The sequence below is a fragment of the Pseudomonas sp. C1C7 genome (assembly GCF_013359595.1).
In the GTDB taxonomy this organism is placed as follows: Bacteria; Pseudomonadota; Gammaproteobacteria; order Pseudomonadales; family Pseudomonadaceae; genus Aquipseudomonas.
Genome location: NZ_JABFMP010000019.1, coordinates 23,630 through 37,358 on the forward strand (window position 1 = coordinate 23,630; position 13,729 = coordinate 37,358).

General features: G+C 60.4%; 11 protein-coding genes. 7 read left to right on the forward strand and 4 right to left on the reverse strand.

The window, feature by feature from the left end; translation table 11 throughout:
• Positions 1 to 75: 75 nt before the first annotated feature.
• Positions 76 to 609: a tetratricopeptide repeat protein gene (locus tag HNO86_RS16800; protein ID WP_175378062.1), complete on the forward strand. Its 534-nt coding sequence runs from the start codon at positions 76 to 78 to the stop codon at positions 607 to 609.
• Between the two features lie 99 nt (positions 610 to 708).
• Here HNO86_RS16800 and HNO86_RS16805 read toward each other — a convergent pair whose 3' ends face one another.
• The 3 genes from HNO86_RS16805 to HNO86_RS16815 all read right to left on the reverse strand — a co-directional run bounded on the left by HNO86_RS16805 (position 709) and on the right by HNO86_RS16815 (position 3,116).
• Positions 709 to 963, reverse strand: coding sequence for a hypothetical protein (locus HNO86_RS16805; RefSeq protein WP_175378063.1), 255 nt, complete (start codon positions 961 to 963; stop codon positions 709 to 711).
• A 148-nt stretch (positions 964 to 1,111) separates the two neighbouring features.
• On the reverse strand, positions 1,112 to 2,410 hold the full coding sequence (locus tag HNO86_RS16810; protein ID WP_175378064.1) for an ATP-binding protein: 1,299 nt from the start codon (positions 2,408 to 2,410) through the stop codon (positions 1,112 to 1,114).
• A gap of 4 nt (positions 2,411 to 2,414) precedes the next feature.
• A complete protein-coding gene (locus HNO86_RS16815; protein WP_175378065.1) occupies positions 2,415 to 3,116 on the reverse strand; it encodes a response regulator transcription factor in 702 nt (233 codons plus the stop codon).
• A 292-nt stretch (positions 3,117 to 3,408) separates the two neighbouring features.
• Between HNO86_RS16815 and HNO86_RS16820 the strand changes: the two genes are divergently transcribed.
• The 3 genes from HNO86_RS16820 to HNO86_RS16830 all read left to right on the forward strand — a co-directional run bounded on the left by HNO86_RS16820 (position 3,409) and on the right by HNO86_RS16830 (position 8,512).
• Complete coding sequence (locus tag HNO86_RS16820) at positions 3,409 to 4,566, forward strand: efflux RND transporter periplasmic adaptor subunit (protein ID WP_175378066.1); 1,158 nt, start codon at positions 3,409 to 3,411, stop codon at positions 4,564 to 4,566.
• 15 nt (positions 4,567 to 4,581) lie between these two features.
• Positions 4,582 to 7,680 (forward strand): efflux RND transporter permease subunit, encoded by a 3,099-nt coding sequence (locus HNO86_RS16825; protein WP_175378067.1) that lies wholly within the window; start codon positions 4,582 to 4,584, stop codon positions 7,678 to 7,680.
• Positions 7,681 to 7,870: 190 nt separating this feature from the next.
• Entirely contained in the window at positions 7,871 to 8,512 is a 642-nt protein-coding gene (locus HNO86_RS16830) for a DUF1345 domain-containing protein (RefSeq protein ID WP_175378068.1), read from the forward strand.
• Between the two features lie 6 nt (positions 8,513 to 8,518).
• Here HNO86_RS16830 and HNO86_RS16835 read toward each other — a convergent pair whose 3' ends face one another.
• A complete protein-coding gene (locus HNO86_RS16835; protein ID WP_175378069.1) occupies positions 8,519 to 10,696 on the reverse strand; it encodes a fibronectin type III domain-containing protein in 2,178 nt (725 codons plus the stop codon).
• Positions 10,697 to 10,910: 214 nt separating this feature from the next.
• On the opposite strand from HNO86_RS16835, the gene HNO86_RS16840 reads away from it, so the two are divergent.
• From HNO86_RS16840 to HNO86_RS16850, 3 genes are all read left to right on the forward strand, one after another.
• Positions 10,911 to 11,750, forward strand: coding sequence for an AraC family transcriptional regulator (locus HNO86_RS16840; protein WP_175378070.1), 840 nt, complete (start codon positions 10,911 to 10,913; stop codon positions 11,748 to 11,750).
• Between the two features lie 53 nt (positions 11,751 to 11,803).
• Positions 11,804 to 12,412 (forward strand): LysE family translocator, encoded by a 609-nt coding sequence (locus HNO86_RS16845; protein ID WP_175378071.1) that lies wholly within the window; start codon positions 11,804 to 11,806, stop codon positions 12,410 to 12,412.
• A gap of 142 nt (positions 12,413 to 12,554) precedes the next feature.
• Positions 12,555 to 13,580, forward strand: a complete 1,026-nt coding sequence (locus HNO86_RS16850; protein ID WP_175378072.1) for a substrate-binding domain-containing protein — start codon at positions 12,555 to 12,557, stop codon at positions 13,578 to 13,580.
• The last annotated feature ends 149 nt before the right edge of the window (positions 13,581 to 13,729 follow it).

The following is a 13,729-nucleotide window of genomic DNA, read 5'->3' on the forward strand; positions in this document are numbered from 1 at the left end:
GATTTTACTGATCGACACAACTCAACGTTTCGGCCTGTTCGATGTCCCTACCCTGACACCCATGGAGCATTGCCCATGAATAGCCGTTATACGATGTTCACCGCCCCGTTGTTGCTCGCCGTCGCCTTGTCCAGCGCCCAGGTCTGGGCCAATGGCGAGGAAGACTCGCCAGCCAAACCCCAGTGCCCCAGAGGCCAGGTCTTCGACAAGAAAACCAATAAATGCGTGGTGCAGACCAGCAAGCTGGTGCCGGACGCCGACCGTACCGACTACGCCTATCAGTTGGCCAAGGACGGGCGTTACGAAGAGGCGCTGGCGCTGCTCGATACGCTTAAGGAACCCAACACCGCCATCGCCCTGAACTACCGCGGCTACGCCACCCGCAAGCTGGGACGCACCGATGAAGGCATCAGCTATTACCTGCAATCGGTCAAGCTCGACCCGCACTACGCGAAAGTTCGCGAGTACCTGGGCGAAGCCTATGTGATCAAAGGCCAGCTGGCACTGGCCCAGGAACAGTTGCAGCAGATCAAGTCGATATGCGGCAACACGACGTGCGAGGAATACCAGGACCTGGCGCAGGCCATCGAAGGCTCCTCAAAAACCTGAGCCTGACCCGACTCCCCCTGCAGGAGCTGCCGAGGCTGCGATCTTTTGATCTTGCTTTAAAAAATCAAAAGATCGCAGCCTCCTTTCACTCGACAGCTCCTACAGGGGAAACTTCATCAGGTCTTGTGCGCGGGGAAATTCAGAACCGGTCACCACCGTATACCGCACCCGATCCCCCACCAGAAAATAGTCATCGCCATCTTCCGTGAGATTCAGCCCGATCCTCACCGCCAGCCGGGAGCGCCCGTCATCGGCCATGATGATGGCGAATGTCGTCGACGTTGCATCGACCCAGACCTTTCGAATGGCGTTGATCGTCCCTTTGCCGCTTTTTCTTGTGCTTGGCGCTGCCATTGTCCCCTCCAGTCATCAGTGCGTGGCGCGACAGCCTGACTGCGTAGGGACATTGAAACGCTCAAGCGACGAACGTGACTACTGTCAGCTTTGACAGGTTGACGGCTCAAAGCCCCACCGGGCGCTACCGTTTGTCATATTCCTGTGCTCACGCCGGCGTCGGCAGCCACAGGCGGAACCGCGCGCCACCCAATGGCGAGGCCTCAACGGTCAGCGTGCCGCTCTGGGCTTCCAGCGCCCGGCGACTGATCGCCAGGCCCAGACCAAAGCCGCCGGTGGCGCGATCGCGGCTGCGGTCCAGACGGTAGAACGGCTCGAAAATCCGTTCGCGCTCGTCGTCCGGAATGCCGATGCCGTCGTCGTCCACCTGGATTTCACAGCCCTTGGGGCAGACCTTCACGCCAATCTGGATGCGCTTTTCGCAGTAGCGCATGGCGTTGCGCAGCAGGTTTTGCAGGGCCCGGGCGGTCAGGCGCGGGTCGAGGCTGAAACGCTCGAGCTGACCGTGCAGCAGCACGTCGATGACGATGTCCGGGGATTGCTCCTCGTCGACGCTGCCCAGGATGCTGTCGATGAACTCGTCCAGCGACACCTCGACCTGCTCCGGCACCCGCGCCGGGTTTTGCAGGCGGCTGTAGGACAGCAGTTCCAGCACCAGTTCATCCAGTTCACGGATGTGATCCACCAGGCTTTGCAGACGTTCGCGGCTGGTGGCCGGCAAGTCGTCGGACAGCGCCAGGGCCAGGCCGAAATCCAGGCGGGTCAGCGGCGTGCGCAACTCGTGGGAGACTGCGTTGAGCAGGTCGCGCTGCTGATTCAGCAGATTCTCGATATCGCCGGCCATGGTGTCGAACACGTTGGCCAGGCTGCCGATGTTGGAGCTGGGGGAAATCTGCGTGCGTTCGCTCAGGTTGCCCTTGCCGAAGCGCTCCGCCGCGCTTTTCAGACGCTCCAGATCGCGCCAGTGCGGGCGCAACCACAACAGCAGGCAAGCGAGCATGGTCGCGCCGATCAGCACGTTGATGCTCCAGTACAGCAGGCTGACGTCCATCGGGTCCGGCGGCACCACCATCTGCACCACGGTGTGCTCGTTCAGCGGCGATACCGCCAGGGTGCGCCAGCCCCAGTCGCCAATGCGCACGATGTTCTCGCCGCGCTTCAGACGCTGCTGCTCATCGGCGCTGAACTCAGGATCATCGTTACGGCTGAGGACGATGTGCAGCGGCTTGAAGTCCTCGTCCATCTCGGCCGCCAGCGCAGGCCACTGCTCTATGGGCACAGCCTTGAACTGCTTGACCATCAGGGTCTGCAGGCCGCGGGAGTAGTCGAGGTTGTAGGTGACGAAACGCTCGTGGAAGACCTTGATCACCAGGTCCGGCACCAGATAGATCGCGGCGCTGAACGAGACGATGGTCACCAGGTACAGGCGAAAGAGAATTCTGAACATCGGCTCAACATTCCCATTCGGAACGGCTGAACAGGTAACCCTTGCCCCACACCGTCTTGATCTTGCGCGCCTCGCCTGCGCTGTCGTCGAACTTGCGCCGCAACTTGGAAATCGCCACGTCCACCGAGCGATCGGTGCCGTTGAATTCGATGCCGCGCAGGCGTTGCAGGATCTGGTCGCGGCTCAGTACTTCGCCGGCATGTCTGGCCAGCACCACCAGCAGGTTGTACTCGCCGCTGGACAGTTCCACCGGTTGCTCGCGCCAGGTGACGGTGCGCTCGGACAGGTCGATGCACAGGTTGCCCATGATGATGCGGTCGTTGCCGGTCTGCGGCTCGCTCAGGCTGCTGCGGCGCAGCAAGGTCCGCACCCGGGCTAGCAACACGCGGGGTTCGCAGGGTTTGGTGACGTAGTCGTCGGCGCCCATTTCCAGGCCCAGCACCTGATCGTGGCTGTCGTCACGGGCGGTGAGCATGAGGATCGGCAGGGTCGCCGAATCGGCGCGCAGCAGGCGGCAGACCTGCAGGCCGTCGAGGCCGGGCAGCATCAGGTCGAGAATCACCAGGTCCGGCGCACTGACCCGCGCCCGCTCGCGCACCTGATCGCCACGGCCGATGACGCTGACGGAGTAGCCGTTGCGTTCCAGGTAGCTGGCGATCAGTTCGGCGAGGGCGGTGTCGTCTTCGACCAGGAGGATGTTGGGCATGGGGTGTTTCCAGAAAGTGCAGGGGCGCCTGATCGGGCCTCATCGCTGGCAAGCCAGCTCCCACAATGGGTGGTGGTGTTCAGAAAATCTGCGTCCACCTCAGTTCCCTGTGGGAGCGGGCTTGCCCGCGATGGCGGCATAACAGGCACTGGAAGAATCAAGGTGTGCAGGATATACGCCCCCGCACACCGCTGAGCAAAACCCTTACACAATTTCACACAGCACCAACAAAGCTTCACCGCTCCAAAGCCCCCCGCCCAGTAGCATGCCGGAGTCACTATTGGGGTATTTCATGTCAAACTATCTGCTTGCCAAGCTCGGTCTCCTGACGCTGGCCTTGACCCTGAGCGCCTGCGACAAGGCCTCGACCGCCGAAGAGTCGGCGCCACTGCCCACCGTGCGCATCGAAACCATCCAGGCCCATCCCCTGTCGATCAGCAGCGAGCTGAGTGGACGCATCGTCGCGCCGCGCATCGCCGAAGTTCGTGCACGGGTCGCCGGCGTGGTCCTGCAGCGCACTTTCCGCGAAGGCAGCGACGTGAAACAGGGCGATGTGCTGTTTCGCATCGATCCGGCGCCGTTCAAGGCGGATCTGGACAGCGCCGAAGCCGCGTTGCGCAAGGCCGAGGCCAATGCTTTCCAGGCCAGACTTCAGGAGCAGCGCTACGCCCAGCTGATAGACGACAAGGCCGTCAGCGCCCAGGAATACGACAATGCCCGGGCACTGGCGCGCCAGACCGTCGCCGAAGTCGCCGCCAACAAGGCCGCCGTGGAGCGGGCAAAACTCAACCTCGGTTACGCCACGGTCACCGCACCGATTTCCGGGCGCATCGGCCGTGCGCTGGTCACCGAAGGCGCCCTGGTCGGGCAGAACGAAAGCACGCCGCTGGCGCTGATCCAGCAACTGAACCCGATCCACGCCGACCTGACCCAGTCGACCCGCGAGCTCAACGACCTGCGCCGCGCCTTCCGTTCCGGCCAGCTGCAAGCTGTCGGCCAGGGTCAGGCCAAGGCCACGCTGATCCAGGACGACGGCAGCCTTTATCCGCTGCCGGGCAAGCTGCTGTTCACCGACATCACGGTCGATCCCGGCACCGGCCAGATCATCCTGCGCAGCGAATTCCCCAACCCCGATCTCGACCTGCTGCCTGGCAGCTTCGTGCGGGTACGCCTGGAACAAGCGGTCAACCGGCAAGGCATCAGCGTGCCGCAACGGGCGATCCAGCGTGACAGCGCCGGTATCGCACAAGTGCTGCTGCTCGACGACGAACAGCGCGTCGGCCTGCAACCGGTGGAACTGGGCGCGGTACAGAACGACCGCTGGGTCGTCAGCGGTGGCTTGAAGCCGGGCGACCGCATCGTCATCGAAGGCCTGCAACACGCCCGGCCCGGCGAAAAGGTGCAGATCGACGATACCCCTCTCCCACTTGCCCAGGCTTCTGGTCAGTAAGCAGGACGCTTGTTTATGCCGCAGTTCTTTATCGACCGCCCGGTGTTCGCCTGGGTGGTCGCCCTGTTCATTCTGCTCGCCGGTGTGTTGTCCATCCCGCAACTGCCGGTGGCGCAGTACCCCAACGTCGCGCCGCCGCAAATCGAAATTTATGCCGTGTACCCCGGCGCCTCGGCGCAGACCGTCGACGAGAGCGTGGTCAGCCTGATCGAGGAAGAACTCAACGGCGCTGATCATCTGTTGTATTTCGAGTCGCAAAGCAGCCTCGGCAGCGCGACGATCAAGGCAACGTTCAAGCCGGGAACCGACCCGGAAATGGCTCAGGTCGATGTGCAGAACCGCCTGAAGGTCGTGGAGTCGCGCCTGCCCCAGGCGGTGAATCAGCAAGGCTTGCAGGTGGAGAAAGTCTCCGCCGGTTTCCTGCTGCTGATCACCCTCACGTCCACCGACGGCAAGCTCGACGACGTGGCGCTCAGCGATTATCTGGCGCGTAACGTGATGAACGAGATCAAGCGTCTGGAGGGTGTCGGCAAGGCGCAGCTGTATGGCGCAGAACGCGCCATGCGGATCTGGATCGACCCGCAGAAGCTGATCGGTTTCAACCTCACCCCCGCTGACGTCAACGCCGCCATCGTCGCGCAAAACGCGCAGATCTCGGCGGGCAGCATCGGCGATTTGCCGACCCGCACAAGCCAGGAAATCACGGCAACCATTCTTGTCAAAGGCCAACTGTCGACCCCGGAAGAATTCGCCGACATCGTGCTCAAGGCCAACCCCGATGGCTCCACCGTGCGCATCGGCGACGTGGCGCGCGTGGAAATCGGCAGTCAGGAATACCAGTTCGGCACGCGCCTGAATGGCAAACCGTCCACCGCTGTCGGCGTGCAACTGTCGCCGGGGGCCAATGCCCTGAGCACCGCGACCCTGGTGCGGGCGAAGATGGATGAACTGGCGCGCTACTTCCCGGCCAACGTCGAGTACAAAATTCCCTACGACACGTCGCCCTTCGTCAAAGTCTCGATCACCAAGGTGGTTTACACCCTGCTTGAGGCGATGGTGCTGGTGTTCGCGGTGATGTTCCTGTTCCTGCAAAACATCCGCTACACATTGATCCCGACGCTGGTGGTGCCGGTGGCGCTGATGGGCACCTTCGCCACCATGCTGGCGCTGGGTTTCTCGATCAACGTGTTGACCATGTTCGGCATGGTGCTGGCCATCGGCATTCTGGTGGACGATGCCATCGTGGTGGTGGAGAACGTCGAACGGATCATGGCCACCGAAGGCCTGTCGCCCAAAGCCGCCACGCGCAAGGCCATGCAGCAGATCACCGGGGCGATCATCGGCATCACCCTGGTGCTGGTGGCGGTGTTCATTCCGATGGCGTTCATGCAGGGTTCGGTGGGGGTGATCTATCAGCAGTTTTCGTTGTCGATGGCCACGTCGATTCTGTTCTCGGCCTTCCTCGCCCTGACCTTGACCCCGGCGTTGTGCGCCACCCTGCTCAAGCCGATTGCCAAAGGCGAGCATCACGAAAAAACCGGTTTCTTCGGCTGGTTCAACCGGCGCTTCGAGCAACTGACGGCGCAATACCAGGGCTGGGTTGCCTATGCGCTCAAACGCAGCGGGCGGTTCCTGCTGATCTACGGTGTGCTGCTGGTCGGCCTGGTGCTGTGCTTCAGTCGCCTGCCCTCCTCGTTCCTGCCAGTGGAGGATCAGGGCTACACCATCACCGACGTTCAACTGCCACCGGGCGCGAGCAGGAACCGCACGGTGCAGGTGGTCGAGCAGATCGAAGCGCACAACGCCACGGAACCCGGCGTGGGTGACAGCACGGTGATTCTCGGTTTCAGCTTTTCCGGCAGCGGCCAGAATGCGGCCTTGGCCTTTACCACCTTGAAAGACTGGTCCGAGCGTGGCGGCGACGATTCGGCGAGTGCCATCGCCGATCGCGCCAACATCGCCCTGAGCCAGATCAAGGATGCCGTCACCTTCGCCGTGCTGCCGCCACCGGTGGACGGCCTGGGCACTTCCAGTGGCTTCGAGTTTCGGCTACAGGATCGCGGCGGCCTCGGCCATGCCACCTTGATGCAGGCGCGCACCGAGTTGCTCGCCGCCGCCGAGAAGAGCCCGGTCCTGATGAACGTGCGCGAAAGCGCTCTGGCCGAAGCGCCGCAGGTGCAATTGATCGTCGACCGCAAGCAGGCCAATGCCTTGGGCGTGTCCTTTGCCGACATCGGCAGCCTGCTCTCTACGGCTGTCGGTTCGACCTACATCAACGACTTCCCCAATCAGGGGCGCATGCAGCGGGTGGTGGTCCAGGCCGAGGGTGATCAGCGCAGCCAGGTGGACGACCTGCTGAAAATGCACGTGCGTAACAACGACGGAAAAATGGTCCCATTGTCCGCCTTCGTCCAGGCCAGATGGACTCTGGGCCCGGCGCAGTTGACGCGCTACAACGGCTATCCGGCAATCAGCATTTCCGGTGAGCCGAAACCGGGGCACAGCACCGGTGAAGCCATGGCGGAGATCGAGCGTCTGGTCGCACTTGGGCCGGCGGGTTTGGGTCAGGAGTGGACAGGTCTTTCGTTGCAGGAACGCTTGTCCGGCAGTCAGGCGCCAATCCTGCTGGGGCTGTCGCTGCTGATCGTGTTCCTGTGCCTGGCGGCGCTGTATGAGAGCTGGTCGATTCCGACCTCTGTGCTGCTGGTGGTGCCTCTGGGTGTGCTCGGCGCGGTGCTGGCGGTGACCTTGCGTGGCATGCCCAACGATGTGTTCTTCAAGGTCGGGCTGATCACCATCATCGGCCTGTCGGCGAAAAACGCGATCCTGATCATCGAGTTCGCCAAGAGCCTGTACGACGAAGGCCACGATCTGATCGATGCCACCCTGCAAGCCGCGCGGTTGCGGTTGCGGCCCATCGTCATGACCTCTTTGGCGTTCATCCTCGGCGTGGTGCCACTGGCCATTGCCACCGGCGCCAGCTCGGCAAGCCAGCAAGCCATCGGCACCGGGGTCATTGGCGGGATGATCAGCGCGACACTTGCAGTGGTGTTCGTGCCGGTGTTTTTTGTGGTGGTGATGAAGCGGGTGCGGGGGCGCCAAAAGTCACGCTAACCAACACCACTAGAACCTGTGGGAGCGGGCTCGCCCGCGATGGCGGCATAACGGACAACAATGATGTTGAATGGTATGGCCTCATCGCGGGCAAGCCCGCTCCCACAGCAGGCGTGTGAATCTTTCGATTGTGGTCATAACCAACTCCGCTGGGCTAATGTGACTGCACACCCTCGCCCATCGAGCCCACATGCCCTACCTCACCCACACCCACCCCCGCCTGTCCGCCGCCGCCACGCTGGGCATCGCAGTGGGCATCCTGGCCCCCGTCGACTCGATCATCAGCAAAATTCTCATCGGCTGGAACACCGGGGTCTGGACGTATCTGCTGCTGATGCTCTGGCTCACCGTGCGTTCCAAGGCCACGGACGTGAAACGCATCGCCGAGATCGAAGACGAAAACGCCGGGCTGGTGCTGTTCGTGGTGTGCATCGCAGCGATTGCCAGCCTGGCGACCATCACCTTTGAACTGGCCGGCAGCAAAGACCTGGAAACCACCCGCAAGCTGCTGCATTACGGTTTCACCGCGCTGACTGTCATCGGTTCATGGTTGCTGATCGGGGTGATTTTCAGCGTGCACTACGCCCGCCTGTTCTACACCTGGGATGGCAAGGCCCCGGCGCTGCGCTTTGCCGAGGGCTTGACCACACCTGACTATTGGGACTTTCTGTACTTTTCGTTCACCCTCAGCGTGGCGGTGCAAACATCGGACGTCGGCGTGGCGACCCGGGAGTTGCGCAAGATTGTGCTGGCGCAGTCGTTGATTGGTTTCTTGTTCAATACCGCGATATTGGGGTTTTCGATCAATATCGCGGCGGGTTTGTTCGGATGAGAAACGTCAATTCCGGCGCTCCTCTTCGACATTCCTAACGACCATCTCGGCAATAAGAGGATCTGATTTACCAGCAGCGTTGACAGCCCAAACAAACACTTTGTAGTAAGCAGGTAAAAGTATGGGATAAATCTTCGGTTGGAATGAATCATATTGAAGTGTTCCTACCGCAGAAATCAGCTCAATGTAATACCTGTGTAAAAACGGACCGTCCAAGGGAGGATTCCACTCAATCACGACCGCCAGACCTTCGCGTTTGAATCGCAAGTCAGTGGGGGGATTGGGCACGAGATTGTCATCTTCCAAAGTGGTAAACTCCTGCCCCACCGGCTCGGACAAGCCCGATCCGCCAGCCCGCGCCCGGACCTCGACTCTGTATTTAGTGTTCGGCTCCAATTCATCGATCTGGTATTCAAGTTGTCGTGCCGAACCGATGTATATTCCATTCAGGTAAACGATATATTCGCTGACCGAAACGATCCCCTTGGCGGCAGCCCATGTCGCGGTCGCCGAGCGCTTCGTGATATTGGAGACCTGGAGCGCGCCCGCCTTGCCTGGGTAAGCGCCAATCTTTACGCGGCTTGGCTTTGAGATATTACTGCCAGTGGCCTTCGCGCGAACACTGAACTCATAGAATCTTTCTGCATTCAGGCCTTTGACTTCGCACGGAGGCCGCAGCACTTCAAAGGTGCTGATACCCTCACCGCTGATTTCAAAGCCCACCGCATCAGGGCAAATTTCACAGGTTTCGTAGGGCATCTCCCAATCGAGCTCGGCGGTGGTTGCAGAAAGGCGTTTTCCTTTCAAATAGCCAGGGGAACAGATCAGCCACCCCGTAAAAGGAGGAGTCTTGAAACTATGGGTCGCAAACTCCGAAAAGTAGCCAGCAGCACTTTTGGCGCGAACTTTGAATTCATACTGAGTATCGCTATTCAAGCCACTGAGGAGTGTGCGTTGTTCACTGATCGTGTCCAGTTGCGTGCCATTAAGATAAGTCTCATAGCGCATGTCCTGCGGATCGTGAATGTTATCCAGCCATTGAAAAACGACGGACTCGTAATCGAGCTTCGAGCGGCGTAATTGATAGGGTGCTTCAAAAGCTTTTGTCAAGATGGAATTGCGGGTGGGGGGAGACTCGCCGCTATCGTTGACGCCACGGACTTCAACATGAAACAGGGTTTGAGGCGGCAAATCCTTGAATTCATATGTCGTGTACGCGGTTATCTCAGTTTTAATCTGTTCGTACTGCTCGTCGAGCAGACTGACCCTGTACCTCGGTGATGTGGGGTTGCTCCAAATGGCTTTAATCCAGTGGTGAACACTCACCAGATGCAGGGCCGCTGGCCGTAGAGGCAATGGAGGTCCATCCAGAGTATTTTTAACGATACGCGCCGGCCGTGATTCGCCATTACCATTGGCGGCACTTACTTCAAAATAGTACGGGGTGTTTTTTGTCAACTGCTCCACTGTTTTTTCCGTCGACGTTGCCGACAACACAATGGGTGCTCCGCCAGGTTCGACTCCATAACGAATGACATAGCTAGAGGCTTGCGCGGAGCCAGTCCACCTCAAAAGCATGGTCGTAATGGCCGGCGTTGCTTGAAGGTTCGTAGGCATTGCAGGGGGTTGCAAGGTTTGTTTAACGACCCGCGTGGGGGCTGAGTCTCCAAAGTTGTTTGACGATTGGACATCGAAGTAATAGAGGGTACCTTCATTCAGGCCGGAGACGATATGAGTGGTTCTCGTCGAGGTTTCGGTCCTGATAACCGGACCGCTGGGGTCGAGTCCGAAGCTGATCTTATAGTTGGTGGCATTTTCTGGACCGGACCAGATAAGCTCCATGTCATCCTTGGTTGCATCAGCTGTGAGATTCGTTGGACTTGCTGGCGGGGATGTCGCGGGTTGCGTCGTCGCCTCCACATCGCGGCTGTAAACGGACACTTCATCGTTTTTTAGCCCGAACGCACAGATACGGTACTTAGTGCCCGGAACAAGCCCTTCAATTTGATAGTTTTTGAGAGCCATTACGACGTCACGCTCACCAACAGGCTCCCCGTCTTCAACGCGTAACCATTGCAATCGGGTACCGGTTTGGCCACCATTAGGCGCATATAGCCATACAACCTTAATGTGGCCTTCCCCGACAGTAGTCACAGCGATCTCATTAGGAGGAGAAACAGCCATAATTAAACCCTCGGGCAGCACTGGATATGCCCTTCATATAAATTCATTCGCGCGTTTTGCGATACTCACAGAACTGTTAGTGGCGCAATCGGGTATTTGTGCTAATGCCTTCCAATGGATCGTGTGATCCATGATTGTCTTTTGCACAAACCTTCTAGCCTTCGCCTTGGTTGCAGGCATTAAATGAGGCGGTAATCCGACTCGCAGGTGCCACATGAATGTTCACAACTGGATCGACCTGGCCCAGGACGCCGACACCGGTATCGAGACTCTGCGCGCGCATTTCCGGGGCCATGCCTACGATCCGCACTGGCATGACAGCTATCTGGTAGGCGTGACCGAGCGAGGGGTACAGCAATTCAACTGTCGGCGGGCGAAGCACCAGAGCACGCCAGGCAAGGTGTTTCTGCTGGAACCTGGTGACATCCACGATGGTGAGGCGCCGACCACAGAAGGTTTTACCTACCACATGCTGTACATCGATCCGAAGTGGCTGACTCGCGAACTCGGCGCAGTATTCGAGAAGGCCCCGGACAATAGCGAGTTGAGTTTCGCCAACACTCTGACCACCGATGTGCCGCTGGCCCACGCCACTGCCCTGGCGTTTGCAACGCTGCATCATGGCGAACTGAAGATCGTTCGCCAGACTGCACTTGATGGCTTGCTCGAACGACTCACCCATCACATGCACTGGCGCGCCCGCTATAGCGAAGACCCGCGCCTGCCCTTGGTGGCGCAGCGGGCGCGGGAGTATCTACAGGCTCACGCCCATGAGGATATCGGCCTCGACCAACTGGCCGCCGCAACCGGCGTCGACCGCTTCCGCCTGACCCGTGCGTTCAAGGCCGCTTTTGGCATGGCGCCCCACGCCTATCTGGTGCAGTTGCGTCTGGCCATCGCACGACGCCTGCTGGCCGGTGGTGAACAACCGGCACGCGTGGCGATGGCGCTCGGCTTTGCTGATCAGAGTCATTTGGGTCGATGGTTCGTGCGGGCCTACGGCCTGACGCCAGCGCTGTACCGCAAGCGCTGCTCAAATCTTCCAGACAGCTGACGCCGTGGATTGTGAAGATCGGTTTCAATGATCTTCACCGGAGTTTGCCCGCGATGCTGTCCTCTTTCCCGACTTTGCTGCCGTTTCTGCTGTTTGCCTTCGTGGCGTCCATCACCCCCGGCCCGACCAACATTCTGGTGTTGAGCAACAGTGCCCGCTTCGGCCTGGCGGCCGCGGTGCCAATCATCCTCGGTGCCTGCGCCAGTGCCGCCATGCTGGTGCTAGTGGTCGGCACCGGCGCCGGCTCGTCCCTGAGCCACTGGCCCGCCGTGCAAACGCTGATGCAATGGGCTGGCGTGAGCTGGTTGAGCTATCTGGCGTGGCAGATTTTCCGCGCCCCGGCCAGCGCCGTGACCGCCCAGGACAATGGTTCACGCCTGGGTATCTGGGGCGCGGTGAGCTTGCAGTGGATCAACCCGAAAACCTGGATGATGGCGCTGGCGGTGGTCAGTGTTTTCGCCGGCGCGGGTGAAGACCGGCTGCTGCATGTGCTGTACCTGTCCCTGGCGTTTTTTCTGGTTTCCCTGCCGTGCATGGGCGTGTGGGCGTTGCTCGGTGCCGGGTCGAGCCGGTGGCTGCGCTCGCCCCGCGCCATGCAGCTTTTCAATCGCTGCATGGCCTTGTTGCTGTTGGGCTCGGCCTGGTTGAGCGTGTTGGCGTGAGGTCCCGCCCGTCGGCGATCGTCTGACAATTTTTAACCGGGGGCTTGACGGCGAATCGGCTTCTGGTGTCTTCTGAAACCGGTTTCAGTGCAACTTCACGACGCACTCGAACCCAATAAATCCAATAACAAGGTTTCAGCCCGTGAACGACTTCTCAGCCGCCCAGCGCAGCCGCGTCACCATGCTCGATGTCGCCGAACACGCCAAAGTCTCCAAGGCCAGCGTGTCGCGATTCATCGGTGAAGATCGCGCCCTGCTCTCCGATGCCATCGCCCAGCGCATCGAGCAGGCCATTGCCGAGCTGGGCTACCGGCCGAACCAGATGGCCCGTGGTCTCAAGCGCGGGCGTACCCGCCTGATCGGCATGCTGGTGGCCGACATCCGTAATCCCTATTCGATCGCCGTGATGCACGGCGTGGAAACCGCTTGCCGCCAGCACGGCTACAGCCTGGTGGTGTGCAACACCGACCGCGATGACGAACAGGAACGCCAGCACCTGGCGCTACTGCGCTCCTACAACATCGAAGGCTTGATCGTGAACACCCTCGGCCATCACCGTGACGAACTGCATGAACTGCACCGCGAAATGCCGCTGGTGCTGGTGGATCGCAAGGTCGAGCACCTTGAGAGCGATATGGTCGGGCTGGACAACCCGCAGGCTGTCGACATGGCCCTTGATCACCTGGAGCAACGCGGTTATCGCGATGTGCTGCTGGTGACCGAACCCTTCGACGGCACCAGTTCGCGGATTGAGCGGGTCAGCCGTTTCAAGGCGCAGATTGCCCGGCGGGCAACGCTGAATGGATCGATTATCGAAACCGGCGACCAGCTGACCGCGCAGCTCAAAACGTTCCTCGCCGCGTCCGGCCCTGGCCCCAAAGCGCTGTTTTGCGCCAACGGCATTGCCGCCCTGGCCAGCACCCATGCCTTGCGAGAGCTTGGCTGCCATTTGTTTGAAGACGTCGGCCTGATTGCCCTCGATGACCTGGATTGGTACCCGTTGGTGGGCAGCGGCATCACTGCCCTCGCCCAGCCGACCGAAGAGATCGGTGCCCGCGCGTTCGAGTGCTTGCTCAAGCGTTTGCGTGGGGATGACGGGCCGGTGCGGACGCTGGATTTTTCGGCGCGGTTGGTTGTCAGGGGATCGACCCTTGGAGTTTTGCGGTGACTGTTACGGCCTCATCGCGGGCAAGCCCGCTCCCACAGTGTTTTGTGTCGTGTACAGGTGTTGTGTACAGCAGAGAAACCTGTGGGAGCGGGCTTGCCCGCGATGAGGCCCTGAACGACACCACACCATCACAGCCATTTTTTTGAACA

Excerpts from the sequence above, each read along its gene's own strand:
- HNO86_RS16800 (WP_175378062.1), top strand. The coding sequence starts at position 76 with ATGAATAGCCGTTATACGATGTTCACCGCCCCGTTGTTGCTCGCCGTC.
- HNO86_RS16805 (WP_175378063.1), bottom strand. The coding sequence starts at position 963 with ATGGCAGCGCCAAGCACAAGAAAAAGCGGCAAAGGGACGATCAACGCC.
- HNO86_RS16810 (WP_175378064.1), bottom strand. The coding sequence starts at position 2,410 with ATGTTCAGAATTCTCTTTCGCCTGTACCTGGTGACCATCGTCTCGTTC.
- HNO86_RS16815 (WP_175378065.1), bottom strand. The coding sequence starts at position 3,116 with ATGCCCAACATCCTCCTGGTCGAAGACGACACCGCCCTCGCCGAACTG.
- HNO86_RS16820 (WP_175378066.1), top strand. The coding sequence starts at position 3,409 with ATGTCAAACTATCTGCTTGCCAAGCTCGGTCTCCTGACGCTGGCCTTG.
- HNO86_RS16825 (WP_175378067.1), top strand. The coding sequence starts at position 4,582 with ATGCCGCAGTTCTTTATCGACCGCCCGGTGTTCGCCTGGGTGGTCGCC.
- HNO86_RS16830 (WP_175378068.1), top strand. The coding sequence starts at position 7,871 with ATGCCCTACCTCACCCACACCCACCCCCGCCTGTCCGCCGCCGCCACG.
- HNO86_RS16835 (WP_175378069.1), bottom strand. The coding sequence starts at position 10,696 with ATGGCTGTTTCTCCTCCTAATGAGATCGCTGTGACTACTGTCGGGGAA.
- HNO86_RS16840 (WP_175378070.1), top strand. The coding sequence starts at position 10,911 with ATGAATGTTCACAACTGGATCGACCTGGCCCAGGACGCCGACACCGGT.
- HNO86_RS16845 (WP_175378071.1), top strand. The coding sequence starts at position 11,804 with ATGCTGTCCTCTTTCCCGACTTTGCTGCCGTTTCTGCTGTTTGCCTTC.